This window comes from Sphingomonas sp. BK345, from assembly GCF_014193845.1.
GTDB lineage: Bacteria > Pseudomonadota > Alphaproteobacteria > Sphingomonadales > Sphingomonadaceae > Sphingomonas.
This window is the reverse complement of record NZ_JACHZX010000005.1, coordinates 361,130-387,137: the sequence shown is the minus strand read 5'-3', so window position 1 is coordinate 387,137 and position 26,008 is coordinate 361,130. Positions and strand designations below refer to the sequence as shown.

Annotated in this window: 19 protein-coding genes; 6 read left to right on the top strand and 13 right to left on the bottom strand. The window is 71.1% G+C overall.

Annotation, left to right across the window (positions count from 1 at the left end; all coding sequences use genetic code 11):
* Window positions 1–203: 203 nt before the first annotated feature.
* From FHY03_RS17015 to manD, 3 genes are all read right to left on the bottom strand, one after another.
* Window positions 204–1,457 (bottom strand): SGNH/GDSL hydrolase family protein, encoded by a 1,254-nt coding sequence (locus tag FHY03_RS17015; RefSeq protein ID WP_260159337.1) that lies wholly within the window; start codon window positions 1,455–1,457, stop codon window positions 204–206.
* Between the two features lie 163 nt (window positions 1,458–1,620).
* Window positions 1,621–2,937 carry an MFS transporter gene (locus FHY03_RS17010; protein WP_183925236.1) on the bottom strand — a complete coding sequence of 439 codons (1,317 nt, stop codon included), beginning with the start codon at window positions 2,935–2,937 and terminating at the stop codon, window positions 1,621–1,623.
* Window positions 2,938–2,983: 46 nt separating this feature from the next.
* Complete coding sequence (manD, locus tag FHY03_RS17005) at window positions 2,984–4,195, bottom strand: D-mannonate dehydratase ManD (protein WP_183931763.1); 1,212 nt, start codon at window positions 4,193–4,195, stop codon at window positions 2,984–2,986.
* Between the two features lie 207 nt (window positions 4,196–4,402).
* Between manD and FHY03_RS17000 the strand changes: the two genes are divergently transcribed.
* The gene (locus FHY03_RS17000) at window positions 4,403–6,496 is read left to right on the top strand and encodes an alpha-glucuronidase family glycosyl hydrolase (RefSeq protein ID WP_183931788.1); all 2,094 of its coding nucleotides are present in this window, start codon (window positions 4,403–4,405) and stop codon (window positions 6,494–6,496) included.
* A gap of 55 nt (window positions 6,497–6,551) precedes the next feature.
* Window positions 6,552–7,646, top strand: coding sequence for a LacI family DNA-binding transcriptional regulator (locus tag FHY03_RS16995; RefSeq protein ID WP_183931762.1), 1,095 nt, complete (start codon window positions 6,552–6,554; stop codon window positions 7,644–7,646).
* 281 nt (window positions 7,647–7,927) lie between these two features.
* On the opposite strand, the gene FHY03_RS16990 is transcribed toward FHY03_RS16995, so the two are convergent.
* The 5 genes from FHY03_RS16990 to FHY03_RS16970 all read right to left on the bottom strand — a co-directional run bounded on the left by FHY03_RS16990 (window position 7,928) and on the right by FHY03_RS16970 (window position 14,299).
* Window positions 7,928–9,352, bottom strand: a complete 1,425-nt coding sequence (locus FHY03_RS16990; RefSeq protein WP_183931761.1) for a sugar porter family MFS transporter — start codon at window positions 9,350–9,352, stop codon at window positions 7,928–7,930.
* A gap of 30 nt (window positions 9,353–9,382) precedes the next feature.
* Window positions 9,383–10,261: an SMP-30/gluconolactonase/LRE family protein gene (locus tag FHY03_RS16985; protein WP_183925228.1), complete on the bottom strand. Its 879-nt coding sequence runs from the start codon at window positions 10,259–10,261 to the stop codon at window positions 9,383–9,385.
* A complete protein-coding gene (locus tag FHY03_RS16980) occupies window positions 10,245–10,997 on the bottom strand; it encodes an SDR family NAD(P)-dependent oxidoreductase (RefSeq protein WP_183925226.1) in 753 nt (250 codons plus the stop codon). The genes FHY03_RS16985 and FHY03_RS16980 overlap by 17 nt, the downstream gene beginning before the upstream one ends.
* A complete protein-coding gene (locus FHY03_RS16975) occupies window positions 10,994–12,127 on the bottom strand; it encodes a fumarylacetoacetate hydrolase family protein (protein ID WP_183931759.1) in 1,134 nt (377 codons plus the stop codon). The genes FHY03_RS16980 and FHY03_RS16975 overlap by 4 nt, the downstream gene beginning before the upstream one ends.
* A gap of 114 nt (window positions 12,128–12,241) precedes the next feature.
* Window positions 12,242–14,299 (bottom strand): EAL domain-containing protein, encoded by a 2,058-nt coding sequence (locus tag FHY03_RS16970; RefSeq protein WP_183931758.1) that lies wholly within the window; start codon window positions 14,297–14,299, stop codon window positions 12,242–12,244.
* Between the two features lie 118 nt (window positions 14,300–14,417).
* Between FHY03_RS16970 and FHY03_RS16965 the strand changes: the two genes are divergently transcribed.
* Window positions 14,418–16,217, top strand: a complete 1,800-nt coding sequence (locus FHY03_RS16965; protein ID WP_183931757.1) for a DUF885 family protein — start codon at window positions 14,418–14,420, stop codon at window positions 16,215–16,217.
* Window positions 16,218–16,347: 130 nt separating this feature from the next.
* Here the strand turns inward: FHY03_RS16965 and FHY03_RS16960 are convergent, their stop codons facing one another.
* The 5 genes from FHY03_RS16960 to FHY03_RS16940 form a co-directional block, all read right to left on the bottom strand.
* Window positions 16,348–19,662: a glycosyltransferase gene (locus tag FHY03_RS16960; protein ID WP_183931756.1), complete on the bottom strand. Its 3,315-nt coding sequence runs from the start codon at window positions 19,660–19,662 to the stop codon at window positions 16,348–16,350.
* Between the two features lie 367 nt (window positions 19,663–20,029).
* Window positions 20,030–22,672, bottom strand: coding sequence for a bifunctional lysylphosphatidylglycerol flippase/synthetase MprF (mprF, locus tag FHY03_RS16955; protein WP_183931755.1), 2,643 nt, complete (start codon window positions 22,670–22,672; stop codon window positions 20,030–20,032).
* The gene (locus FHY03_RS16950; RefSeq protein ID WP_409314213.1) at window positions 22,665–23,090 is read right to left on the bottom strand and encodes a DUF2147 domain-containing protein; all 426 of its coding nucleotides are present in this window, start codon (window positions 23,088–23,090) and stop codon (window positions 22,665–22,667) included. Before FHY03_RS16950 ends, mprF begins: the two co-directional genes overlap by 8 nt.
* A gap of 101 nt (window positions 23,091–23,191) precedes the next feature.
* Entirely contained in the window at window positions 23,192–23,935 is a 744-nt protein-coding gene (locus FHY03_RS16945) for an AcvB/VirJ family lysyl-phosphatidylglycerol hydrolase (RefSeq protein ID WP_183925212.1), read from the bottom strand.
* A 3-nt stretch (window positions 23,936–23,938) separates the two neighbouring features.
* Complete coding sequence (locus FHY03_RS16940) at window positions 23,939–24,274, bottom strand: hypothetical protein (RefSeq protein WP_183925210.1); 336 nt, start codon at window positions 24,272–24,274, stop codon at window positions 23,939–23,941.
* Window positions 24,275–24,419: 145 nt separating this feature from the next.
* Here FHY03_RS16940 and FHY03_RS16935 point away from each other — a divergent pair, with 145 nt between their 5' ends.
* From FHY03_RS16935 to FHY03_RS16925, 3 genes are read left to right on the top strand one after another with little or no spacing between them, the layout of a single operon-like run.
* Entirely contained in the window at window positions 24,420–24,938 is a 519-nt protein-coding gene (locus tag FHY03_RS16935; protein ID WP_183931754.1) for a DUF1003 domain-containing protein, read from the top strand.
* Window positions 24,938–25,297 (top strand): PDZ domain-containing protein, encoded by a 360-nt coding sequence (locus tag FHY03_RS16930; RefSeq protein ID WP_183931753.1) that lies wholly within the window; start codon window positions 24,938–24,940, stop codon window positions 25,295–25,297. The genes FHY03_RS16935 and FHY03_RS16930 overlap by 1 nt, the downstream gene beginning before the upstream one ends.
* 10 nt (window positions 25,298–25,307) lie before the next feature.
* Window positions 25,308–25,994 carry a response regulator transcription factor gene (locus FHY03_RS16925; protein ID WP_183925204.1) on the top strand — a complete coding sequence of 229 codons (687 nt, stop codon included), beginning with the start codon at window positions 25,308–25,310 and terminating at the stop codon, window positions 25,992–25,994.
* The last annotated feature ends 14 nt before the right edge of the window (window positions 25,995–26,008 follow it).

Here is a 26,008-nt window from a genome sequence, read left to right as displayed (position 1 = left end):
CCGATGATCGGCCTGCCCGAGCGCAGCTCGTCGAGGCTGAGACCGAAGTTGAGGTAGCGCTCCAGGTACAGCGCGGTCATGTCGATGTTCGCGGGATTGTCGAACCACGCCCGGCTGCGCAGCGCCGGCGGTGTTGTGCTCTCAGTCATCGCTCGCTCCGGGTCATTCATTAAGTAAGACAAATATCATCACTTGCCGAGTCGTCAACGCCGTAGCGGCGCCAGCGGGATCGACTCACCGATCAGCCTGTAACCTGCCGCATTGGGGTGGAGCCCGTCGCCGCTGTCGTAGCGTGACGCGAGATAAGTCGGGCGAGCGGGCTCGCGCAGCAGCTGGTCGAGGTCGATCACGCCGTCGACGTGGCCGGGCACGCGCAGCCACGCGTTGATCGCCCGGCGGTCCGCCTCCGACTCAGCGCCGGGATGGTAGTAGGCACTGCCGGCGAACGGCAGGATCGTGGCGGCATGCACCATGATGCCGTGCGCGTGCGCCCGCGCGACGATCTGCGCGAAGGCGCCGGTGATGCGCTCGACCAGCGCCCGGTGCTGGTCGGGACTGGCCGGGGCGTCGCGGGTGAGCACGCCGATGTCGTTGACGCCCTCGAACAGGATCAGATGGCGCACCCCCGCCTGCCCGAACACGTCGCGATCGAGCCGCGCCAGCGCGCTCGGGCCGAGCCCATCCAGCAGCACGCGATTGCCACCGATCCCGGCGTTGAGCACCGCGATCCGTCCGCCGAGCCGACGCGCGAGCACGTCGGTCCAGCGCGTATAGCTGTTCGGTTTGACGCCATAGCCGTCCGTGATCGAGTCACCGAAGGCGACCACGCCGCCCGGCGCGGCACAGCGCTCCACCTCGATGCCGGCGAGCAGGTACCAGCGGTCGATCGCGCGCGCGCCGGGCAGCTCGACCGCCCCGGTCCGGTCGCCGCGCGCGAGATAGGAGGTCGCACGGCTGCCGGGATGCGCGGTCTGGCCGTCGGGCTCCACCGGCAGGTGGAGCGAGACGGCGAGGTCGTCGAACGCGCGCAGCGACAGATCGACCGCGTCGCTGACCCAATCCGCACCGGCGGGGATCGTCACCGCGGCGTGACCGGCGAAGCGAAGCGGGCGCACGCTCGTCGGTCGCAGCGCGCCTCCCACGGGGGCCGCGGCGAGCGCCACCGTCGCCGCATCGATCGTCAGCGGCGCATGGCCGAAGGCATTGGAGAAGCGGACGCGGACGCGCTGCGCGGCGAGGCTGGGGCGGACGATCTGTCGCAGCGTGGCATCGCGCAGCGCGCCCGGTTCGAGCTGGGCGTCCGCCGCGGGCGACAGCTGCGACGACGACCAGGCCGCCTGCCACGTGCACGCGCGTGGCGCCGCGACGGCGGGAGCGGCCGCCAGCACCGCGGCGGTCAGCGCGAGCGCGGCGGCACGCCGCGGCAGGCACGAATAGCGACGATCAGCGACCGGCAATGCCCATCCCCTCTCCGGATTATCAATTAAAGCGCAAACGACGCACTCGAGATCACGGCTGTGTTAGCGCTATCACGCTATGCTGCGCGAGGACGACCGTCAAGTGATTGCCGTTTGTCGACTTCCTGTTCGGAGTCGGTGCCGTGCGGATCAGCCGCCCTCCTCACCCCGTCAGGTCCACCGCACGGTAATGCGGGTTGAGCCAGTGGAAGACAAGCAGAGCCACCAGATAGGCCACACCGCACGCGACGAAGAACGGACCGTAGCTGCCCACCGTGTCGAGCAGCACGCCGAGCGACTTGGATGCGATGAAGCCGCCGACCGCGCCGGCAAAGCCGCCGAGGCCGATCAGCGTGCCCTGGGCGTAGCGCGGGAACAGGTCGCCCGGCAGCGCGAACAGATTGGTCGAGAAGCCCTGGTGCGCCGCGCAGGCTAGCCCGATCGCGAGCACCGCCCACCAGATGCTGCTCGCGTCTGCGGCGAACATCACGGGCAGTGCGAACAGCGCGCAGGCGAACATCGCATGCTTGCGCGCGCGCCCGGTGTCCACCCCGCGGCGCAGCAGATGCGACGAATACCAGCCGCCCGCGATGGCCCCGAAGTCGGCGAGGATGTAAATTGCCACCAGCGGCGGACCGAAGCTCTTCAGATCATAGCCGTATTGCTTGTTGAAGAAGTCGGGCAGCCAGAACAGGAAGGTCCACCAGACGGGATCGATCAGGAAGCGGCCCGCCATATAGGCCCAGGCCTCGCGGCGCCTCAGGACAGTGAGGAAGCCGGCGCGGCCGCTGTCCACCGCGGGCTCGGCCTCGATCCAGCCGCGTTCCTCGGCGGAGAGCCGCGGATGCTCGCCGGGTTTGTGGTAGAAGCGCCACCAGGCGAACAGCCAGACGAGGTTGAACAGGCCAGTGACGAGGAACGCCCAGCGCCAATCGAGTGCGAGCCCGGCTATCAGGAAGCCGACCAGGAGCGGCGTCACGATCGCGCCCACGTTCGCCCCGGCATTGAAGATGCCGATCGCGAGCGCTCGCTCCTTCTTCGGGAACCACTGCGACGCCGCGGCGAGCGCCGAGGGGTAGGTTCCCGCCTCGCCGAAGGCGAGCGGGATACGCGCGACGACGAAGCCGGTGGTGGAGGTGACGAGCGTCTGCGCGAAATGGCCGACCGTCCAGCTGCCCATCGCGAGCAGATAACCCAGCTTGGGGCCGAGCCGGTCGATCAGCCAGCCGAACAGCAGGAAGCCGATGCCGTAGAAGACCTGGAAATAGCCGGTGACGTCGCCGTAGCCGGTGTTGGTCCAGCCGTAGAGCGCGGTCAGCTGCGGCTTGAGCACGCCCAGCACCAGCCGATCGATGTACGACAGTACCACCGCGGCGAACAGCAGCGCGCAGATCAGCCAGCGCACGCGCCCGCGCGGCGCTGCCACGGCATGCGCCGCGGTCTCGGGCGCCTCCTTGGCGGCTTCGGTGAAGTCGCTCATCTCAGGCCGTTCCTCCCATCGCGGCCGGCGCATCGTCGCGCGCCTCTCACCAGCTCCACAAAGTGCCGTCCTCGAGCCGGTTCACCGGCAGATAGGCGCGCTTGTAGTCGTAGCCCGCCGCCAGTTCCTCGTCGATGTCGACCCCCAGCCCCGGCGCGTCGCCCGGGTGCATGCGGCCGTCCTCGAAGCGATAGGCGTGCGGGAAGACCCCCTCGGTCTCGGCGGTGTGCGGCATATGCTCCTGCACGCCGAAGTTCGGGACCGAGAGGCCGAAATGCAGCGCCGCGGCCATCGTCACCGGCGACAGGTCGGTCGCGCCATGGCATCCGGTGCGGACCTGATAAAGGTCGGCCAGCGCGGCGATGCGACGCAGGTGCGTGATGCCGCCGGCATGGACGATCGTGGCCCGCACATAATCGATCAATTGCTGCTCAATCAGCGTCTTGCAGTCCCAGATCGAGTTGAACACCTCGCCCACCGCGATCGGCGTGCTGGTGTGCTGGCGGATCAGGCGGAAGCCTTCCTGCTGCTCGGCCGGGGTCGGGTCCTCGATCCAGAAGGGGCGATAGGGTTCGAGGTCGCGCCCCAGCCGCCCCGCCTCGATCGGCGTGAGCCGGTGGTGGACGTCGTGGAGCAGGTGGATATCGGGGCCGAGCGCCTCGCGCGCCGCGGCGAACAGCTCGGGCACGACGCGGAGATACTTCTCGGTCGACCACATCGCCTCGCTCGGCAGCGCGGCGTCGGCGGGCTCGTAGCGCTGCCCCGGCTTGGCGACGCCGTAGGTCGAGGCGAGGCCGGGGACGCCGCACTGCAGCCGGATCGCGCGATAGCCCTCGTCACGATGCGCCAGCGCGGTCGCGATCGTGTCCTCGATCGTCGTGCCATTCGCGTGGCAATAGACCAGGCAGGCCTCGCGGCTGGCGCCGCCGAGCAGCTGATAGAGCGGCAGGCCGGCGAGCTTGCCTTTGATGTCCCACAGAGCGACGTCGACTGCGGCGATCGCGCTCATCGTCACCGGACCGCGACGCCAATAGGCGCCCTTGTAGAGATACTGCCAGATGTCCTCGATCCGGTGCGCGTCGCGGCCGATCAGACAGGGGACGACATGGTCCGCGAGGTAGCTCGCCACCGCCAGCTCGCGGCCGTTGAGCGTGGCGTCGCCGACGCCAGTGGTGCCATCGTCGCAGTGGAGCTTGAGCGTGACGAAATTGCGTCCGGGCGAGGTGATGATGACGCGTGCGTCGGTGATGATGGGCATGGCGCTCCCTCTCAGGCGATCGCGGCAGGAAGCGGGACGCGACGCGTCACGCTGGACCCTCGATATAGGATATCGACGTCGATCACGCGCATTCCTCTCCGTCCGTTTCCCGCCATCGTCTGATCGCGACGGCTTGCCAAGTTAGCTGGTAGCGATAACATGACGGACGGATCCGGGCTGGTCAATGCCGCGGCAGTGGAGAGGCAGATGGCGGTGCGCAGGAATATGTTACGAGCGACAGCCCTGGCGCTGCTGCTCGCCGGCACCGCGCCGGCGCGGGCGGACGACGGCTACCGCCTGTGGCTGCGCGCCGACGCGCCCGCCGCACCGAGCGCGCGCGTGACGCTGCGCGGCGACGGCGCCACGCTGCGCCTCGCCGCCGACGAGCTGTCGCGCTCGCTGCCCGCCGGGGTCGGAGAGGTGACGCTCGCGCTCGCGAGCGACCCACAAGTACTGGCGCTGCGGCTGCCGACCGCGGCGCTGGGCGACGAGGGCTATCTCGTCCGGCGCGTGCGGCTCGGCAAACGCGACACGCTGCTGATCACCGGCAACGGCGAGCGCGGGCTGCTCTACGGCAGCTTCGCGCTGCTGCGCCATCTCGCCACCGGAGGGAGCGTCGCGACGGTGGCGCTCGCCTCCGCGCCCCGGGTCAGGCTGCGCGTGCTCAACCACTGGGACAATCTCGATGGCAGCGTGGAGCGCGGCTACGCCGGCCAGTCGCTGTGGGACTGGTGGACGCTGCCCGACTTCAAGGACCCGCGCTACACCGATTACGCGCGCGCCAACGCCTCGATCGGGATCAACGGCACCGTCCTCAACAACGTCAACGCCAAGGCCGACAGCCTGACGCCGCGCTACATCGCCAAGGCGGCCGCGCTCGCCGACGTGTTCCGCCCTTGGGGGATCAAGGTCTATCTGTCCGCCCGCTTCTCCGCGCCGATCGAGCTGGGCGGGCTGAAGACCGCCGACCCGCGCGATCCCGCCGTGGCCGCGTGGTGGAAGGCCAAGGCGGACGAGATCTATCGCGCCATCCCCGATTTCGGCGGCTTCCTCGTCAAGGCCAACAGCGAGGGCCAGCCCGGCCCGCGCGACTATGGTGCGAGCCACGCCGACGGCGCCAACATGCTCGCCGCGGCGGTGCGCCCGCACGGCGGCATCGTGATGTGGCGCGCCTTCGTCTACGCCGACACCGATCCCGAGGACCGCGCCAAACAGGCCTACAGCGAGTTCAAGCCGCTCGACGGCAAGTTCGCCGACAACGTGCTGGTGCAGGTGAAGAACGGCGCGATCGACTTCCAGCCGCGCGAGCCCTTCCACCCCCTGTTCGGCGCGATGCCGCGGACGCCGCTGCTGATCGAGTTCCAGATCACCAAGGAATACCTCGGCTTCGCCACCCACCTCGCCTATCTCGGCCCGCTCTTCACCGAGACGCTCGACGCGCGTACCGGACGCGGCAGCGAGACCGTCGCCGACGTGGTCGACGGCGCGGCCGAGCATCACGCGCTGAGCGGCATGGCCGGCGTCGCCAACATCGGGCGCGACCGCGACTGGTCGGGCTCGACCTTCAACCAGGCCAATTGGTACGCCTTCGGCCGGCTCGCCTGGGACCCGACGCTCGACGCCGCCGCGCTCGCGCGCGAGTGGGCGCGGCAGACGTTCGGGACCGATCCGCGCGTGGTCGAGCCCGTCGTCGGCATGATGATGGGGTCGCGCGAGGCGGTGGTCGACTATACCGGCGCGCTCGGGCTCGCGCACGTTATGGCGACGGGGCACCATTACGGCCCCGGCCCCTGGGTCAGCGACCTCAAGCGCCCCGAGTGGAACCCGGTCTATTATCATCGCGCCGACAAGCAGGGGATCGGCTTCGACCGCACGCGCTCGGGCAGCGACGCGGTGGCGCAATATGCCCCCGCGGTGGCGAAGCGGCTCGCCGATCCCGCCACCACGCCGGAACGCGAGCTGCTGTGGTTCCACCATGTCGGATGGGACCGGCGTATGGCCTCGGGCAAGACGCTGTGGGAGGAGCTCGTCGCGCATTACGATCACGGCGTCGCCACCGTCGGCACGATGCGCGCCACCTGGGAGAAGCTGCGACCACTGATCGACGCCGAGCGCTGGCATAAGACCGCGACCTACCTCGCGGTGCAGGAGCGGGAGGCGCGCTGGTGGCGCGACGCGAGCCTGGCCTATTGGATCTCGGTCAACGGCCGCGCGCTGCCCGCCGGCGCTGCGCCGCCCGAGCACGACCTCGCCTGGTACAAGGCGCAGCGATTCCCCTACGCCCCGGGTCACCCGAATTGACGCCCCTTGCGGCCATCGCGTTCGCCGCCGTAACGTCGATCGCGAAAGGATTTTCATGAAGGAAGGCCGCGGCTCGCGACGTCAGCGCAACGCCCCCACGATCAGCGACGTCGCGCGTCACGCGGGCGTCTCGCCGATGACCGTGAGCCGGGTCATCAACGCCGAGAGCAACGTGCGCGCCGAGACGCGCCGCCGCGTGCAGGAGGCGATCGCGACGCTCCATTATGCGCCGTCCGCCGCGGCGCGGACGCTGGCGGGCGGCGAGGAATTCCGCCTCGGCGTGCTCCACACCAACACCAGCCTGTTCTATTTCAGCGAGTTCCTCGTCGGATGCCTCGACCAGGGCAGCCGTCAGAATTGCACGATCGTGATCGAGAAATGCGAGGAGGGCACCGAGCTCGCGGCGATCGAGCACCTGCTGCGCGGGCGCGTCGACGGCGTGCTGCTGCCGCCCCCGCTGGGTGACTCCGCCACCGCGCTGGAGGCGCTGCGCGCGCGCGACGTGCCGGTGGTGGCGGTCTCGACCGGACGCGCGCCCGACTGGGCGCTGTCGGTGAGCATCGACGATCGCAAGGCGGCCTATGAGATGACGCGTCACCTCGGTACGCTCGGCCACCGGCGCATCGGCTTCATTACCGGCGCAGCCAACCAGACCGCGAGCGCCGAGCGGCTCGCCGGCTACCGCGACGCGCTCGCCGACATGGCGCTCGCGGCGGACGAGGAACTCGTCGCTGAGGGCTGGTTCACCTACCGCTCCGGGCTCGACGCCGCCGAGCAGCTGCTCGAGCTCGCCGAGGCGCCGAGCGCGGTGTTCGCGGCCAACGACGACATGGCGGCGGCGACGGTCGCGATCGCGCACCGCCGCGGGCTCGACGTGCCCGGGGATCTCACCGTCGTGGGCTTCGATGACTCCGCGCTGGCGACGACGATCTGGCCCGAGCTGACGACGATCCGCCAGCCGGTGAGCGCCATGGCGCGGATCGCGGTGGACCTGCTCGCGCGCGAGATCCGCGCGCGCAAGACCAGCGACGCCGGGCTCGACCACCCGCACCTGCTGGCGGACTATCAGCTGGTCCGTCGCCAGTCGGACGCCGCTCCCCGGCGCCGGCCCAACGCGGCGCCGCGGCGCGTGCAGGCGGGGGCGGTTTAGCTCAACGCACGCCCTTAGCGCCTCTATCGCGCGACACCGTTCGTGCTGAGGAGGCACTGAGCTCGTCGGAGAGCCCTCTCGAAGAACTGCGCGGCACGTCCGCGAAAGCGCTTCGAGACGAGGCTTCGACAAGCTCAGCCTCTCCTCAGCGCGAACGGAGAACGGGAGCGCGCGACTACCAAAGCGGTGCCGGCATAAAACAACAGCCGGCCGCCCTGAAGACGACCGGCCGCTCTCACTTCGCCCCCGGCCCCGCCCGCGAACGGGCGGGGCCGCGTGTCTCACCCCACCATGTCCTCCAGCTCGCGCCCGCGCGTCTCGTGCACCATCGCGCGCACGAAGAAGAACGAGATCGCCGCGAAGATGGCGTAGCCGGTATAGGTCACCGCCAGACCGGGCGAGACCGCCAGCGCCGGGAAGCTCACCGAGATCGCGGCGTTGGCGATCCACTGCGCGAACCCCGAGACCGCCAGGCCCGAGCCGCGGATCTGGTTGGGGAACATCTCGCCCAGCATCACCCACATCACCGGGCCCCAGCTGGCGTTGAAGAAGATCACGTAGAGGTTGGCCGCTACCAGCGCGATCACGCCATTGTTGCCGGGCAGGCTCACCGCGCCGGCGGCGTCCGTCACCGCGGTGGAGAAGGCCCAGGCGACCACCGCCAGCGTCACCGCCATCCCGGCCGAGCCGACCAGCAGCAGCGGCTTGCGCCCGATCTTGTCGACGGTGAAGATGGTGAACAGGCACGCGCCGATCGACAGCACGCCCGACAGGATGTTGGTCTGCAGCGCGTAATCCTCGGAGAAGCCGACCGCCTCCCACAAGGTCGCGCCGTAATAGAAGACGACGTTGATGCCGACGAGCTGCTGGAACACCGCCAGGCCGATACCCGCCCAGACGATCGGGCGGATCTTGCCCGAGCCGCGATCGATCAGGTCGGACAGCTTGGGGCGGTGATGGTCGCCGGCGAGGCTGGCACGGATCTCGCCGACCTTCCGGTCGGCCTCGGCGCGGCCGAACAGGCGGGTGAGCACCGCGTGCGCGCGATCGTCCTGCCCCTTGGCGACGAGATAGCGCGGGCTCTCCGGGATGATCAGCAGCGCGAGCAGGTAGACCAAGGCGGGGATCGCCTGCAGCCAGAACATCCAGCGCCACGCCGAGAAGCCCAGCCAGAAGTCGGCGGTCGAGCCGCCGGCGTAGCGGGCCAGCGCGAAGTTCGCGACGAACGCGCCGGTCAGGCCGGTGATGATCATCACCTGCTGCACGCTCGACAGCCGGCCGCGCACCGCGGCGGGGGTCACCTCGGAGATATAGACCGGCGAGATCACGCTCGCCGCGCCGACGCCCAGGCCGCCGATGATGCGAGCGAAGATGAAGATCGCCGAGGTCGAGGCCGCGCCCGCCAGCAGCGCGCTGAACAGGAACAGCGCCGCCGACAGCATCATGACGCTGCGCCGCCCGATCCGGTCAGCCAGACGGCCCGCGCTGAACGCGCCGATCGACGAGCCGATCAGGATCGCGCCGACGTTGACGCCGATCCCCAGCTTGCCGAGGTCGAAGGCGGCCTCCAGCCCCTTCTGCGTGCCGTTGATCACGCCCGAGTCATAGCCGAACATGAAGCCGCCGATCGTCGCCACCGCGACGATGGCGGCGATGAAGCCCATGTTGACGCGACCTGCGTCGCCCTCACTGAAAGCCGTTGCCATCCTCACCCGCTCCCACTCGTGTCTTTTAGATTATAGTGTCGCCTCGACGGTCGTGACGCCGGCGACCCCGGGCTCGAACGCGAACAGGTCGCCCGCGAGCGGCTGGTCGGCGAGCGCCGCCGCGTCGAGCCCCTTGCGCGCCGTCGTGGCGTAAGCGGTGCGCAGCCCCTCGCCGCCGAACGCGATCTTGGTCACGTTGGCGCAGGGGAAGCGTACCGTCGTCATCAGCTTGCCGGCCGGATCGTAGCGGCGCACGCCCCAGCCGGCGAACAGCCCAACCCACAGGCAGTCCTCGGCGTCGAGCGTCGACCCGTCGGGATAGCCGGCACCCTCCTCGATCGTGACATGGCGCTCGGGCGTGCCCGACGTACCATCGTCGCGGAGCGGCACGCGCCAGATCGTCTTCCCCAGCGTGTCGGTGTGATACAGCGCCGTCGCGTCGGCGCTGATCGCGGGCCCGTTGGTGATCACCACGGGCGCTAGCCCGCTGTCGGCGCAGTCCTCGCCGGCGTGGCGGTAGAGCCGACCCGTCGCGGCGACCTCATCGTCGTCCATCGATCCGAACCACAGCCGCCCGCGCGCATCGATCGCGGCATCGTTGAGCCGGTTGCCGGGAAGGTGCGGCTCGGGCGCGTGCAGCGGCGTGAAGGTGCCGGTGGCGGGATCGAAGCGGTGCAGCCCCGTCTTCACGCCCGCGATCAGGTCGCCGTGCGCGCTCGGCAGCACCCAGCCGACCTGGTCGGGCGCGGTCCAGCGCTCGTGCGCGCCGGTGGCGGGATCGAAGCGGTGGACCTGGTGCTGCTTGATGTCGACGAACCACAAGGCGTCGCGCGCCCACACCGGCCCCTCGCCCAGCGTCGCGCCGACCCGCAGGACCGACCGCGGCACCATCTCAGCGCCAGCCCGCATCGACGAAATAGTCATGCCCGGTGCACATCCGCGCGTCGTCCGAGGCGAGGAACAGCGCCAACGCGGCGACGTCGGCGGGCTGGATCCGCCCGTCGAGGCACTGCGCCGCGACGATCTCGGCCTCGCCCTCGGGCGTGTACCATTGCTCCTGGCGCGGCGTCTGGACGTTGCCGGGCACGATCGTGGTGACGCGGATGTTGTCACGGCCGAGGTCGCGCGCCATGCTGCGGGTCATCCCCTCGATCGCGGCCTTGGCGGTCTGGTAGAGCACCAGATCGGGCAGGCCGAGATGCCAGCTGATCGAGCCGAAGTTGACGATCGCGCCCCCGCCCGCGCGCTTCATGTGCGGCACCGCCGCCTGGGCGACGAAGAAGAGGTGGCGCAGATTCACCGCCATGCGCTCGTCCCAATAGGCCGGGGTCACCTCGGCGATGGTGTGGCGGTCGTCATTGGCGGCGTTGTTGATCAGCACGTCGAGGCCGCCCAGCGCGACCGCGATCTCGTCCACCATCGCGGGCAAAGCGGCGACGTCGGTGAGGTCGCAGCCGCGGAACAGCGGCGCTCCCTCCAGCTTGGCGGCGAGCGCCTCCCCCGCGGCGGCGTTGACGTCGACGAACGCCACCTTGGCACCCTGGCGCGCGAACGCCTCGACCAGCCCGGCGCCGATGCCCGTGGCGCCGCCGGTCACCAATATCTTCTTGCCGCGCAGCGACGGATAGACCGCGCGCTCGCTCACGCCGCCTGCCCCAGCAGCCCACGCGCGGCGAGGTTGCGGATCAGCCCGCCGATGCCGAGCTCCCATGGCTCGGCGTCCTTCGAGGTCACCACGCGGTTGGTCAGTCGGCCGAGCCGCTCGCTCTCGATCGTCACGCGGTCGCCGACCTTGTGGGTGAAGCCGCGGCCGGGCTCGTCGCGGTCCTGCACCGGCGCGAACAACGTGCCGAGAAACAGCACGAATCCGTCGGGATATTGATGCTCGGAGAGCGTCTGGCGCACCAGGTCGAGCGGGTCGCGGCTGATCTCGGCCATGTTGCTCTTGCCGTCGAGCACATAGCCGTCCTCGCCCTCGATCCGCAGCCGCACCTCGGCGCCGCGCACGTCGTCGATCGTGAAGCTGTCGTCGAACAGCCGCACCAGCGGCCCGAGCGAGCAGGAGGCGTTATTGTCCTTGGCCTTGCCGAGCAGCAGCGCCGAGCGGCCCTCGAAGTCGCGCAGGTTGACGTCGTTGCCGAGCGTCGCGCCGATCGCAGTGCCGCGGCTGTTAACCAGCAGCGCGACCTCGGGCTCGGGGTTGTTCCAGCTCGAGTCGGAGCGGATGCCGATCTCGGCGTCGGGGCCGACCGTGGCGAGCACCGGCGCCTTGGTGAAGACCTCGGCATCGGGCCCGATCGCGACCTCGAGATATTGCGACCACAGCCCGTCCTCGATCAGCGCCGCCTTGAGCGCCGCCGCCTCCGGGGTGCCCGGCACGACCGAGCGGATCGAGCCGCCGACGCGCGACTCCAGCCGCCCGCGGATCTCGGCCGCGGCGGACCAGTCGCCGCGCGCGCGCTCCTCGATGACTCGCTCGATCGCCGACACCGCGAAGGTGACTCCGCACGCCTTGACGCACTGGAGATCGACCGGGCTGAGCAGCGTGAGCCCGGCGGCGTCGAGCGCCCCGAGCGAGCGACCGCCCGCGGCGGACAGGTCACCCGCCTCGACCAGCATCGCCACCGTGGGCGCGACCGCGGACATGTCGAACGCCTCGCCATGCACGACGAGCAGCGGGATCGGACCCTCGGCGGCCGCCGCGCGGCCGACGAAGCGGCCTTCCTTCCAGTCGTGCGGCAGACCCGACGCCGTCGCGTCCTGTTCGAGCGCCATCACCTCTCCCCCACTCACCGGCTATCCTTGATAGCGCTACCAACACGGTTGCGAGGGAAGTGTCAAGACGGTGCCCACGCGCCCCGACGGGGCCCCGCGGTGCGGGTGTCGAGGCTAGCCGATCATCCCCGCATATGCGGCCGAGCGCAAGACCGTTTCGAGCCGCTCGGGGCGGCCGAGCAGATAGCCCTGGACCTGCGGGAAGCCCCAGCGTCGCAGCAGCGCGAGCTGCTCCTCGGTCTCTACCCCCTCGGCCGCCACGGGGACGCCGAGGCTCTCGCCCAGAGCGGCGATGCTGCGCACGATCGAGGCCGATGGCGCATGGTCGAGCATCGCCGAGACGAAGCTGCGGTCGACCTTGAGCTTGTCGAAGCGGAAGTCGCGCAGGTTGCCGAGCGAGGAATAGCCGGTCCCGAAATCGTCCATGACGATGCGCGCGCCGCGGTCCTGCAGCGCGCGCAGGGCGCCGAGCACGTCGTCACGGCGGTGACCGAGCAGCGTCGCGCTCTCGGTGACCTCGAACTCGAGCCGCTCGGGCGCGAGCCCGTGGCGTTCCGCGAGCGCGAGCAGGTCGGCGGCGAGATCGGCCTGGCGGAACTGCACCGGCGACAGGTTGAGCGCGACGATCGCGTGGTCGGGCCAGCCGCGCGCCGCCGCCATCGCCTGGTCCGCGACCCAGAGGCCAAGCGAGTCGATCCGCCCACTCGATTCGGCGAGCGGGATGAACTGGTCAGGGCGGATATTGCCCAGCTCGGGATGGCGCCAGCGCAGCAAGGCCTCGTAGCCGATCACCCGCAGCGTCCGCGCGTCCGCCATCGGCTGGTACACCAGCGACATCTCGCCGCGCTCCACCGCACCCTCGAGGTCGCGCGACAGCCGCCAGCGCAGCCGCGTCTCCTCCTTGAGCGCCTCGTCGAAGAAGCGCGCGGTGTGGCGGCCCTCCGACTTGGCGCGGTACATTGCCATGTCGGCGAGATTGTACAGCTCCTCGCGCGCCTGCTCCGCGCCCGAGAGCGCGACCCCGACGCTCATCTGCACGGGCACCTCGTCCCCCGCCGTGACGTCACACGCACGGAAGATCCGCATCAGCAGCGCTTCGGCCGCGCGCGGCTGATCGGGCGCGACCTGGATGATCGCGAACTCGTCGCCGCCGAGGCGCGCCACCATGTCGTCGGCACGCACGCAGCCGGTCAGCAGCTGCGCGGCCCGGTTGAGCGCGCGATCGCCGCCCGCGTGGCCGAACCGGTCGTTCACCGACTTGAAGTCGTCGAGATCGATCGCGAACACCGCGACCCGCTGACCGGTACGCGTCGCGCGCGCGAGGTCCTGCGCCAGCCGCTCCTCGAACAGCAGCCGGTTGGGCAAGGCGGTCAGCAGGTCGTGGTGCGCGAGGAACTCGATCCGCTTCTCGGCACGGCGGCGCTGCTCCACCGCGTCGCGATACTCGCCCAGCCCACGCGCGAGGTCGCCGATCTCGTCGGCACGGTCGCGCCCCTCGACCCGCACCTCGCCGTCCACCGTCCCGAACTGGCGCAGCTGGTCGGCGATCGCGACGATCGGGCGCAGCACCTGGCGTCGCAGCCACAGGAAGGAGGCGAGCAGCAGCAGCAGCACGCCGAGCACGCCGAAGACGATGCGCGAGATGCTGACATAGAGCTCGCGCGAGCTGCGCGCGACCGCGGCGTCGATGCGATCGACGAGCCGACGCCGCGCCTCGGCGCGCTCGCGCTCCAGCACGCGCAGCGCGGCGAGGAACTGCGGCATGTCGCGGGCGATCCGCAGCGGCTCGGCGCGCGCGTCGGCGATCAGCTCGCCCGCGAGCCGCGCGAAGTCGCTCGCCGCCGCGTCGCGCGCGGACGACGCTTCGGCCGGCGTCCTGTAGCTCGCACGGAAGCCGGCGAGCGCCTGCTGCACGCGCAGCCATTGCGCCGGGGTGATCGGGCGCGGCTGCTCGGCGGCACGAGTCACCTCGCCGATCGCGAGCCGCAGCTGCTGCTGCGCGCGGTCCTGCGCGTCCTCGACGCGGAGGCGCTCGCTCAGCCGCCGCACCGCCTGATTGGCGTGACGCACGTCACCCGCGACCATCCAGCCGGCGGCGAGCAGCAGCAGCACCACCGCCACGACGGTTCCGAACGCGGCAATCACACGGGTCGAGATCGAGGTCGGCAGCACAGCTCCTCCGGGGACGAGCGTATTATACGGCAAGGCTTACTCAATGATGAGCGGCGTCGATCGCTTGCTTACCCCGTCCTGCCCCGGCACACACGCGGGGCATAGGGAGAAGCTATTGATGAACAGGCGAGATGTCCTCGGCGGTGCGACCGCCGCTGCGGCCGTCGCGGCGTTGCCGGCGATGGCCGCGACTCGGGCTGGCGGCGATGCCGCGCTGCGCGCGACGCTCGACCGCTTCTTCTACGCGCGGCTCGATGAGAGTCCCGAGCAGGCGACCCGGCTCGGGCTCGACAGCGGCGCGCGCGCGGAGCTCAAACGCCGGCTCGACGACGGCTCGACCGCGGGCCAGGCGCGCGCGCTCGCCCGCGCGCGGCAGGAACTCGCCGAACTCCGGCGCTTCGATCGCGCCGCGCTGTCGCCCGCGGCGCAACTCGACCTCGACGTCGTCACCTATCAGCTCAGCCGCGCCATCGGCGGCAGCGAGCGCTTCCGCTACGGTGCGACGATGGGCCGGTTCGCGCCCTATATTCTGAGCCAGCTGACCGGCGCCTATCGCGACGTGCCGGACTTCCTGGAGTCGCAGCACCGCGTCCGCGACGCCGCCGAGGCCGATGCCTATCTCGCGCGAGTCGAGGCGCTCGCCGGCGCGATCGAGGACGACACCGCGCGTCAGCGCGCCGACGCCGCGCGGGGCGTGTTCGCGCCCGACTATATCCTCGACACGACGCTCAGGCAGCTCGCCGCCTTCCGCGACCAGGCGCCCGAGCAGACCGTCGCGGTGGTCGCCTTCGCCGCCAAGCTCGCCGCGGCGGGTCTGCCGGCCGAGCGCGCCGCGCGGGCGCGCGCGCTCGTGGCGGAGAAGGTCTTCCCCGCGCTCGATCGGCAGCGCGCGCTCGTCACCGACTTGCGCGCGCGTGCCACGCACGACGCGGGCTGCTGGCGCCTGCCCGACGGCGACGCTTACTACGCCGCCGCGGCCGAGGCGGCGACGACGGTGCCGATGTCGGGCGACGAGATCCACCGCCTCGGCCTCGCGCAAGTGGCGGAGATCTCCGGCCGGATCGACACGATCCTCAAGGCGCAGGGCATGGCGCAGGGGACGGTCGGCGAGCGGCTGGTCGCGCTCAACAAGCGCCCCGACCAGCTCTTCCCCAATACCGATCCCGGCCGCGAGGCGCTGCTGGCGCAGCTCACCCGCCAGATCGCGGCGATGCAGAAGCGGCTGCCCGAGGCCTTCGCCTCGCTGCCCAAGGCGCCGGTCGAGGTGCGGCGGGTGCCCGCCTCGATCCAGGCGGGCGCGCCAGGGGGCTATTACGAGAACGCCTCGCTCGACGGCTCGCGACCCGCGATCTACTATATCAACCTGCGCGACACGTTCGATCGGCCGAAGTTCGGGCTCGCCACGCTGACGCATCACGAGGCGGTGCCGGGCCACCACCTCCAGGTCATGCTCGCGCTGGAGAGCGAGGACATCCCGCTGATTCGACGCCGCGGCTTCTTCTCGGGCTATTCGGAGGGGTGGGCGCTCTACGCCGAGCAGCTCGCCGACGAGATGGGAATGTACGAGGGCGACCCGCTCGGCCAGGTCGGTTACCTTCAGTCGCTGCTGTTCCGCGCCACGCGGCTGGTGGTGGACAGCGGCATGCACGCCAAGCACTGGAGCCGCGAGCAGGCGACCGACTATCTGATCGCCACGACCGGCATCGCGCGCGGGCGCAGCCAGGGCGAGATCGACCGCTACACCGTCTGGCCCGGCCAGGCGTGCAGCTACAAGATCGGCCACACCGTCTGGACCCGGCTGCGCGACGAGGCGAAGGCGAAGCCGGGCTTTGACCTCAAACGCTTCCACGAGGTGCTGCGGCTCGGCGCGATGCCGCTCACGGTGCTCGAGCGAGTCGTGCGGGAGCGCGCGTCGTAATTCCCGGCCGTCATCCTGAGCTCATCTCAGGATTCACCGTGCCGGGAAGTCAGGGATCGAGGCTCCAGCGGCACGGTGGATCCTGAAACAAGGTCAGGATGGCGCTGCGTTGGGCGGGCGGCGCCTGCCCTCACGCCGCCCCAGCCGCCGTCACGCGCCCGCTGCGCTCGAGCTTGCCCCAGCCGACCAGCCAGCCGCCGATCGCCGCCGCGATCGCGCGCAGCACCACCCAATACATGATCTGGCGGTACACCAGCCGCTGAGCCACCAGCAGATGCGCGGGATAGCGCGCGCGATGCCCGTCGAGGCGATAGGCGATCCAGCCACACAGCACGTCAATGGCGGTGAAGGCGACCCAGTAGACGCCCATGCGCGCGACGTCGCCGCTGGTCTGCGCCCAGCCGTGCTGCGCCACGCGCAGCGCGGTGCCACCGATCGAGACGAGCAGCGCCAGGTCGATCAGCGGCGAGATCGCGGCGAAGGCGATCTGGAACAGCCAAGCCTGCGGCAGCCCGACCAGCGCCAAGCCGGAGGGCTTGCGCGTGCGCAGCACCGCGCGGTGCTTCCACAGGCATTGCAGCGTGCCGAACGCCCAGCGGAAGCGCTGTTTGGCGAGCGCGCGGAAGCTCTCGGGGGCCTCGGTCCAGGCGATCGCGCTCGGATCATAGGTGACGCGCCAGCCGGCACGCTGGATCGCGATGGTGAGGTCCTGGTCCTCCGCCAACGTGTCCTCGGGATAGCCGCCGACCGCGTCCAGCGCGGCGCGCCGCCATGCGCCGACCGCGCCGGGCACCACCGTCATCGCGTCGAAGCCCGCGAGCGCGCGCCGCTCGAGGTTCTGCGCGGTGATATATTCCACCGCCTGCCAGCGCGTCACGAGGTTGACGCGATTGCCGACGCGCGCGTCGCCCGCCACCGCGCCGATCCGCTCGTCGGCGAACCAGCGCGCGAGGCGGCGGATCGTCGCCGGCTCGAACTGCGTGTCGGCGTCGAGCGCGATCACCACCTCGCCGGTCGCCGACAGCAGCGCGCGGTTGAGCGCCGCCGCCTTGCCGCCGTTGACCAGGGTGAGCAGGCGCACGCGCGGCTCGTTCGCGAAGGCGGCCTGGACAACCGCGCTGGTGCGGTCCTTCGAGCCGTCGTCGGCGACGATCACCTCGAGCTGGGGATAGTCGCTCGCCAGCACGCGCTGGATCGACGAGACGATCACGCGCTCCTCGTTGTAGGCGGGGATCACCACCGAGACGCTCGGCGCGAACACCGGCGGCTCGGGCCGCTTGCGCCGCGCCTGCACCCAGGCGAGCCCCGCCATCAGCACCGCGCGCGCGATGCCGAGCGAGATGGCGAGGTAGAACAGCCACGCCAGCGCCCCCGCCAGCGCGGCGAGCACGACGAATACCGCCACGTCGGTGCGCACCGCCCAGAGGTCGCCCTCCGCCACCGGCGGCATCGCCTGTGCCGGACTGGCCCCGACCAGCTGCGAGGCGGTGACGAACGTATAGCCCTCGCCGCGCAGCTGCCGGATGATGCGCGGCAGCGCCGCCACGGTCTCGGACCGGTCGCCGCCACCGTCGTGGAGCAGGATCACGTTGCCCGACTTCTCCGGCGTGGCCGAGTGGACCTGATCGAGCACCTGCTGGACGATCGCGTCCTCGCCCGGCCGCTGCCAGTCGTTCGGGTCGACGTGGAGGCCGACCACCGTATAGCCCGCCTGCTGCGCCTGCAGCGCGGGCTCGAGCTCGTCGGTCGTGGTCGGCTCGGCGTCGCCAAAATAGGGCGCGCGGAACAGCGTCATCGAGCGGCCGGTGTAGGCCTGCACCAGTCGCTGCGTGGCGTTGAGCTCGAGCGCGGTCTCGCGCGGCCCCAGCCGCGCCATGTTCGGGTGCGTGTAGCTGTGGTTGCCGATCTCGTCGCCGTCGCGGACGATGCGATTGAGCAGAGCGGGATGCTGCAGCGCGTTGCCGCCGATCACGAAGAAGGTCGCCGGCACGCGCGCCGCCTCGAGCACGTTGAGGATACGCGGCGTCCAGGTCGCATCGGGGCCATCGTCGAAGGTCAGCGCCAGCTTCTTCGGATCGGCGGCGCCGGCGCGGCGGACGACATAAGGGGTCGGCAGCGCGTCGTAGCGCTCACGGCGAATCAGCCCCTGTTTGTCGGCAAACAGCGTGCGTTGGCCGGGCGTGGGCGTGGCCGTGATGCGCAGGATCTCGCCCGAGCCCTCGATATCGGTGTTGAGCAGCGAGGCCGGACGGCGCAGGTCGGGGCGGCCACCCGTGCGCATCGCGACGAGGTCGGCCCAGAAGCCTTGGTCCTCGCTGCCCAGCCGCCACAGCGCGACGCCGCCGATGTTGAGCTGGCGCAGCACCTGCATCTCGTTCCAGCTGGTCGCCGCGTCGAGCATCCAGATGGCGTGGCGCTGACCGTCCTCCTCATCATAGGCGAAATTGGCGTTGCCGCTGGCGGGATCGAAGCTGATCGGCGCCTCGCTGTCGTGCGCGGCCAGCCATGCCTCCTCGATCGACAGCGCGTCGGTCGAGTCACCGTGCCAGTCATAGGCGTAGCTGCCGAGCGCGACGACCAGCTTCTCGGCGGGCACGACGCGCCGCGCCGCCTCGACCTCGCGGATGAACCAGTCCTGCGCCGCGATCGGGCCGGGCGTGCCGCCCTCCCAATGCTGGTCATAGGCCATCAGTATCACCTTGTCGGTCGCCTGCGCGATCGCGGCGAGCGGCCAGCTGTCGTCCTCCGCGGGGGCGGTCACCGCGAGGGTGGTGCCCTTGGGCATGGCGGCGTGGAGCGTGCGCAGAAAGGCGACATAGGGGCGCATCGCCGTCTCGGGCAGCGACTCGAAGTCCATGACGAGGCCGCCGGCACGCCGCTGCGCGACGTACGCGGCGAGCCGCTGCGCCAGCTGAGACCGTGCGCGCGGATCGGCGAGCAGCGCGGCACTGCCCTTGCCGTCCCACTGCTCCTCGCCGAGGTTCTGCACCATCGGCAGCACCTTGGGGGCGTGCGGCAGCGCCGCGAGGCTGCGCTCGAAGGCGCCGTCGCGCTCCACGGTGACGCGATGCTGCGGCCCCGCGACGCTGACCAGCGCCGGCACGACCCAGTCGAGCGCGGCGGCGTTGCGGCGGAAGGAGGCGAGGCTGTCGTCGTTGCCCGGCACGTAGAAAGCGATGCTGAGCGGGGCGTTGGCGGCGCTCTTCCCCGCCGCGCGGCGGTGCGGCAGCCAGGCGGCGAGACCGTGGCGGCGCTGCTCGCCGCGCGCCGCGGCGGCATGCGCGCGCGGCAGCGGCAGGCGCAGGTCGACCCCGCGCGGCACCGCCACCAGCGTCGTCGCGAAGGCGATCGCGGCCGCCACCACCGCGATCAGCAGCGCCGCGATCACCCGTTTGGAGCGGCGGCTGCGGCGACCGGTGGGATCGAAGAAGACGGGGGCGGACATGGGCTGGCCTTGCATGGGCGCGCGACGCGCGGGAACAATCGTCCTCTACCGCGGCACGGATAATCGCTGCGTGGGCCGAGGCTTACAAGTTCGTCATGATCCGGTTCGGAGGGCGCGGAGGGCGCGCCGGCGGGCGTAGCGCGCTAGCCCAATACTCCCGACCGGTACCAGCGCCGGATCGCGGGCAACCGCGTCAACTCGCAGCCGCAGCGCCGGCAGCGCGCGTGCGCGGCGCCGTTGGCGTCCACCGTCACTCGGCGGGCGGGCAAATGGCGTCCGGCGCGGCAGTCCGCCGGCATCGGCTCGGCCCCCGCGTCGGCCTCCGCCTGCGCGCCACCGCCGGCACGCGTGTTCAGCCCGGCGAGTCTCACGACGAGGCCAGGTTGAGCAGCGCGTCGACCGGACGCGGCGGCGTCACCTGGAAGCGCGCCATCATCCCGCCCGCGCGCGGTGCCGGGGTCGCCGCCGCGGATGGCTTGCCGACCAGCAGCGAGAGGTCGCGCAGCGCCTTGATCATCGCTAGTCCGCGCGGTGCAGCGATGTAGCGGGGCTCCCACTCCGGCGCGAACTTCTCCTTGTAGGTGCGCAACCCGCGGAAGCCGTAGAAGCGCTCGCCGTGGTGGAAGATCAGCGCCGCCGCGCGCGCCCAGGCGGGGGCGAGCCGCCGTCCCGCGATGCCCGAGAGCGGCGCGATCCCGAGCGAGAAGCGACGGTAGCCGCGCTCGCGCGCCCAATCGATCAGGTGGACGAACAGGAAGTCCATCGTTCCCGCGGGCATGTCGTCGCGGTGGCGCATCAGGTCGACCGAGGCCTCGTTGCGCCCCTCGGTCAGCCACAGGTTGGCGAAGGCGACGATCCGGCCCTCGACGCAGACGAGCGCCATGTCGAAGTGGCGGAGATAGTCGCGATCGAAGCGGCCGAGGCTGAAGCCCTTCTCATTATGCCCCTTGGCGCGCATCCACTCGTCCGAGATGGCGGCGAGCTCGTCGATGATCACCGGCACCGCGGCGGCGGGCACGATGCGGAACTCGGCACCCTTGCGCGCAGCGGCGCGCTCCGCCTTGCGCACCGAGCGCAGCCGCGGCACGTCGAGCACGAACGATGGCAGGTCGACGATCGCCTCCTCGCCATACTTCACGATCTGCAATCCCATGCCGATCGCGAGATCGAGCACCAGCCCGGTGACCTGGTAGAGCAGCAGCCGGCCCTGCGCGCGGTCGGCGAGATCGCGGATGCGCCACAACAGCTCGCCCCAGGTCTCGGCCGGGCCGATCGGGTCGCCCATGATGATCCAGCTGGTGCCGCGCACCTGGTACATCAGCATCGCGCGTCCGTCCTCGGAGAGCAGGAAGCGCTTGTCCCCGGTCAGCGCCAGCATCGCGTCGGTGCGTTCGGCGTTCGCGAGCACGCGCGCCACCGCGGCGGGATCGGCGGGCACGTCGGGCACGCTGCGCGCCGGCCCGAGCAGCCGCCACATGGCCACGGCGGCGAGCATCACCGCGACCGCCAGGGTCGCGCGGAGGAAGCGCGGCGCGTCGCCGTGCAGCGCGAAATGCCACCACAGATCGTCGTCGTACGGCACGTGGCGATAGGCGATCAGACCGACCCAGGCGGCGACCCCGACCGCGACCGCCACCGCCACCAGCCACGCGCTCGACAACGGCGCCTGCGTCAGCGCGGTGCGACGATAAAAGGCACCGCGGGTCCATTGCAGCAGCGCGGCGAGCGCGAGGCACACCGCGGCCTCCTCGTAATCGATGCCCTTGGCGAGCGAGAAGGCGGCGCCGGCGAGCAGCAGCGCGCGCGTGGCGACGAAGGCGCCGTCGAGCCGGCGGTACAGACCAGGCGCGAGCAGCAGCAGCCCGGTACCGACCAGGCTGGCGGCGACGTGGCTCGCCTCGATGAAGGGCAGCGGCAACAGCGCGTGGAGCGCGCCGATGCGCGGCGCCAGCGCGGGCAGCGAGCCCGACAGCAGCAGCATCGCGCCTCCGGCGAAGCTCGCCGCGGCGAGCACCAGCGGCGCCACCTCGCTCGCCAGCGCGCTCGAGTCGCGCAGCAGTCGCGGCACGCCGTGCTGGCGGCGGCCCTCGTGCCACGCCAGCAGCGCCACGCCGAGGGCGAGCGGCAGCACGTAATAGACCAGGCGGTAGGCGATCAGCGCCGCCACCAGCGCGGCGCGGTCGCCCGGCACCACCGCCAGCACCACCGCCTCGAACACGCCGATCCCGCCGGGAACGTGAGTCACCAGCGCGACCACGATGCCGAGCGCATAGGCCAGCACGAAGGCGGGGAGCAGCGTGACCGGGGCGTGCGGGATCAGCACGAACAGCGCCGCCGCGGCCGCCGCGGTGTCGACCAGCGCGATCGCGATCTGCGCCATCGCCTGCGAAGCGCTCGGCAGCGGCAGGGTGAAGCGCCAGACGCGGAGCGGCCCGCGCGCCATGCCGCAGGCGGCGACCAGCGTGACGACGCCCGCGAGCACCGCGGCGCCGATCGCGTGCGCCGCGGCAGCGCCCAGCGTCACGTCCGCGAGGGCGATCGGGCCGTCGCGCAGCGTCAGCGCGGCCCCCGCCACGGTGACGACGCCGAGCCAGAAGGTCGCGCTGGCGATGCCAACGACGCGCGCGACATCGGGGCCGTCGAGGCCGGCGGCGGTGTAGACTCGGTAGCGAGCCGACCCTCCCGTGAGCAGCGCGAGCCCGAGATTGTGCGACAGCGTGTAGCTGGTGAACGACCCCAGCGCGGCGACGCGCCAGGGCATTGGTCGACCGATAACGCGCAGCGCCATCGTGTCGTAGAGCGTCAGCGCCAGATAGCTGAGCGCGGTGAAGCCCAGCGCCAGCGCGATCTGCGTACCCGACAGGCCGTGGATCGCCGCGCGGACGTCGGCGAGGCGGATCTCGCGAGTCAGCCGCTCGATCGCGGCGAAGCCGAGCCCGAGCAACAGGACCACCGCCGCCACGGTGGCGGGGGTGCGATAGCGTTCGAGGCGGGCGCGCAGCTCAGGCATGCGGCGGCTGCGCGACGCGGTGCCACAGCTGCGAGCGGCACACGAGACCGTGGAGGATGCAGCCCTTCACCCGCAGACCGTCGCTGCCGACCGGCTCGATCTTCGAGTAGAAGCGCCGGCCCATGTCGGGGACGAAGACGGTTCCGACCCAGCCACCCGAGGTCGGTCGGTAATTCTCGAGCAGCTGGGTGCCGATCAGCCCGGTGACACCGCCCTCGCGCGCGTCGGCCTGCGCCTCGGTGCTGGCCCAGACGATCCAGCCGCACAGACGGTCGCCGCACGCGCCCGTCCGCACCGCCACCGATCCATATGGATTGAGCCACGTTCCCAGCGGGCTCGCCGCCGGAGCGGCCGCCGCCCCGACCGGGAGCGCGAACGCCATCGCCGCCGCGATCGCCGTCGCCATCATCCCGCGCATGCTTCTCACGTGTTCAATCCCCTGCTCTGTTTGAGCGACCGTGTAGGACGGCGCGCATTGCGAGAGGCTCGTCGTCGACTGAATTATCGGTAATGTGGCGCTCAGCCGCCCTGCCGGATGGCCTGCCACAGCGTCGCGCACAGCCGATCCGGGTCATGGTTGAGGTAATGGTCGCCGGGCAGCGTCACGACGCGCACGTTGCGCTGGCGCCACCGCGGGCACAGGCTGTTGGCCTCGGTCGCGCCGTGGACGCACAGCACGGGCGCCCAGTCCACGCGGCGCGCGCTCGGCAACGCGGCGCGGTCGGGCGGGCCGTCGAACAGCCCGCCCGGGCTGGCGCGGAACAGCAAGGTGTCGCCCGGCACCGCGAAGATCAGCTGCGGCACGCGCGCGCGCAACGGCAGCGGCAGCAGGCTCGCGCCATATTGCAGCATGTCGGCGCCGAACGACTGGCCCACCAACAGCACACGGTGGGCGCCCGGCAGCGCGAGCGCGCGGTGAGTCGCCTCCGCCACCAGCGCGGCCGCCTCGGCGGGGCTGCGCCCCTCGCGAAAGGCGGTGAGCGAGTTGATCTCGAGCACGGGCATACCGTGCGCCGCCAGCATGCGGCCGATGTGCGGCGTCATGCCCGCGTCGAAGCCGGAGTCGCCCGAAAACAGCACCGCCACCATACCGCGCTGCGCCGGCGAGGGCGCCGTCGCCGCCGGCACCAGCCGGTACATCGAGGGATTGTAATAGCCGAGCTCGCCGAGATAGCCGAGCACCAGCAGGCCCCCCGCGGCGAGCAGCGCGAGCGCCGCGCCGAGCGGGTTGCGGCGACGCGGCGGCACGGGAAAGTCGGTCATGGCTCAGGCACTCAGCGCGTAGGTGATGACGAAGCAGGCCGCGGTGAGCAGCAGCATGGCGAGGATGAAACAGGCGTCGGCGAGCTGCTCCATCAGGTGCAGCCGCCGGTACGAGGCGCCGCGCAGCGCGACATAGGACGTCAGCGTCGCGACCAGGAACAGCAGCGAATCGATCGCGAGCAAGTCGTCCGCCACGCCGGCGCGACGGCCGCTCGCCACCCCGAGGTGGAGCAGCCCGATACCGGTGAGGCAGACGCCCACCATCGCCGAGGCGATTGGGCAGATTAGCCGGCAGATGCGCTCGTCCAGTGCGGCGCGGGGGGTAAGCGGCGGCTCCATCAACCCCGCCCTGCCCGCCGCCGCCTGCCAGCGCGCTGACAAAAACATTAGCGATTCGTCATCTTACGCTCATCGCTCGAACAGCCGTGCGCTGGCACAACAGGCTCGACGCCCCGCGCCGCGGCGTCAGCGGAGACCGTCGCGCATGGCCAGCCACCCCGTCCACGCTTTCGCCGCCCGCCTGCTTGGCAAGTCCCCGGCGGCGCTGGACGCGGAGGAGAGCCGCGTTCTTACCAAGATCGAGGAGCGGCTGCCGATCGCGCGCGACGCGGGCGACGTCGACGACGAGACCGCGACGCTCGGCGACCGGCTCGCCGATCGAGTCGCCGCAGTGGGCGGCTCCTGGGGCTTCATCCTGGCCTTCACGCTGCTGCTGATCGGCTGGATGCTGCTCAACAGCGGCGTGCTGCCGCGGCTCGGCCATGCCTTCGACCCCTATCCTTTCATCTTCCTCAACCTGATGCTGTCGACGCTGGCAGCGATCCAGGCCCCCGTGATCATGATGAGCCAGAACCGTCAGGCGGCGAAGGATCGGCTCGCCGCGCGGCTCGACTATGAGGTCAATCTCCGCGCCGAGCTCGACATCCTGCGGCTGCACGACATGATCGAGCACATGGTCGCGGCGCGGCTCGACGAGTTGCTCGAGCGCCGGCCGGCGGCATGATGACGAGGCTTCAGCCGCTCGACCGTGCGGTGCTCGCCTCCGCGTTGCTCGCGGCGCTCGGCTCGGCGCTGGCGCTACGCGGCGTCCACCAGCTCCACCACGCCCGCGGCGACTCGGTCGGGGCCACCTTCGTCGCCACCGCGCCGCCCCGCGGTGTGATTCCGATGGTGACCAGCCTGCGCGCGGGCGGGCCCGCGGAGCGCGCCGGGCTGCTCGTCGGCGATCTCGTCGAGCGGGTCGACGGCCGCGCCCCCGCGACTCTTGCGGAAGTACAGCGCGAGATGGCAACACACCCGCGGGTGAAGCTGGTGGTGCGGCGCGGCGCGCGCGACCTGCCGATCGAGGTCCGCGGGCGGTGAGAGGAAGAGCGTGTCGCAGAAGATCCTGCTGATCGAGGACGATGCCGCTACCGCCGACTTCGTCGCCAAGGGGCTGAGCGAGGAAGGCTTCGTGGTCGATCGCGCCGATAACGGGCGCGATGGCCTGTTCCACGCCACCGACGGCAGCTACGATTGCGTCGTGCTCGATCGCATGCTGCCCGGCATCGACGGCATGGCGGTGCTCGCCGCGATGCGGGGCGCCGGCATCGAGACGCCGGTGATCGTGCTCTCCGCGCTCGGCTCGCCCGAGGACCGCGTGAAGGGGCTCACCAACGGCTCCGACGACTATCTGGTCAAGCCGTTCGCCTTCGCCGAATTGCTCGCGCGCATCCGACTGCTGGTCCGCCGCGGCCGCAGCGCGCCGGCGGTGGAGACGGTGCTGCGCTGCGACGACCTCGAGGTCGACCTGCTCGCGCGCCGGGTCAAGCGTGACGGCAAGACGATCGAGCTGCAACCGCGCGAGTTCCGGCTGCTCGAGTTCATGCTGCGCCACGCCGAGCAGGTGGTCACGCGCACGATGCTGCTCGAGGGCGTGTGGGACTATCACTTCGATCCCGGTACCAACGTGATCGACGTGCATCTCAGCCGGCTGCGCAAGAAGGTCGACGAGGGTTTCGCGCGACCTCTGCTCCACACGGTGCGCGGCTCGGGCTACCGGCTCGGCGTGAACCCCTAAAATGCGCGCGCGCT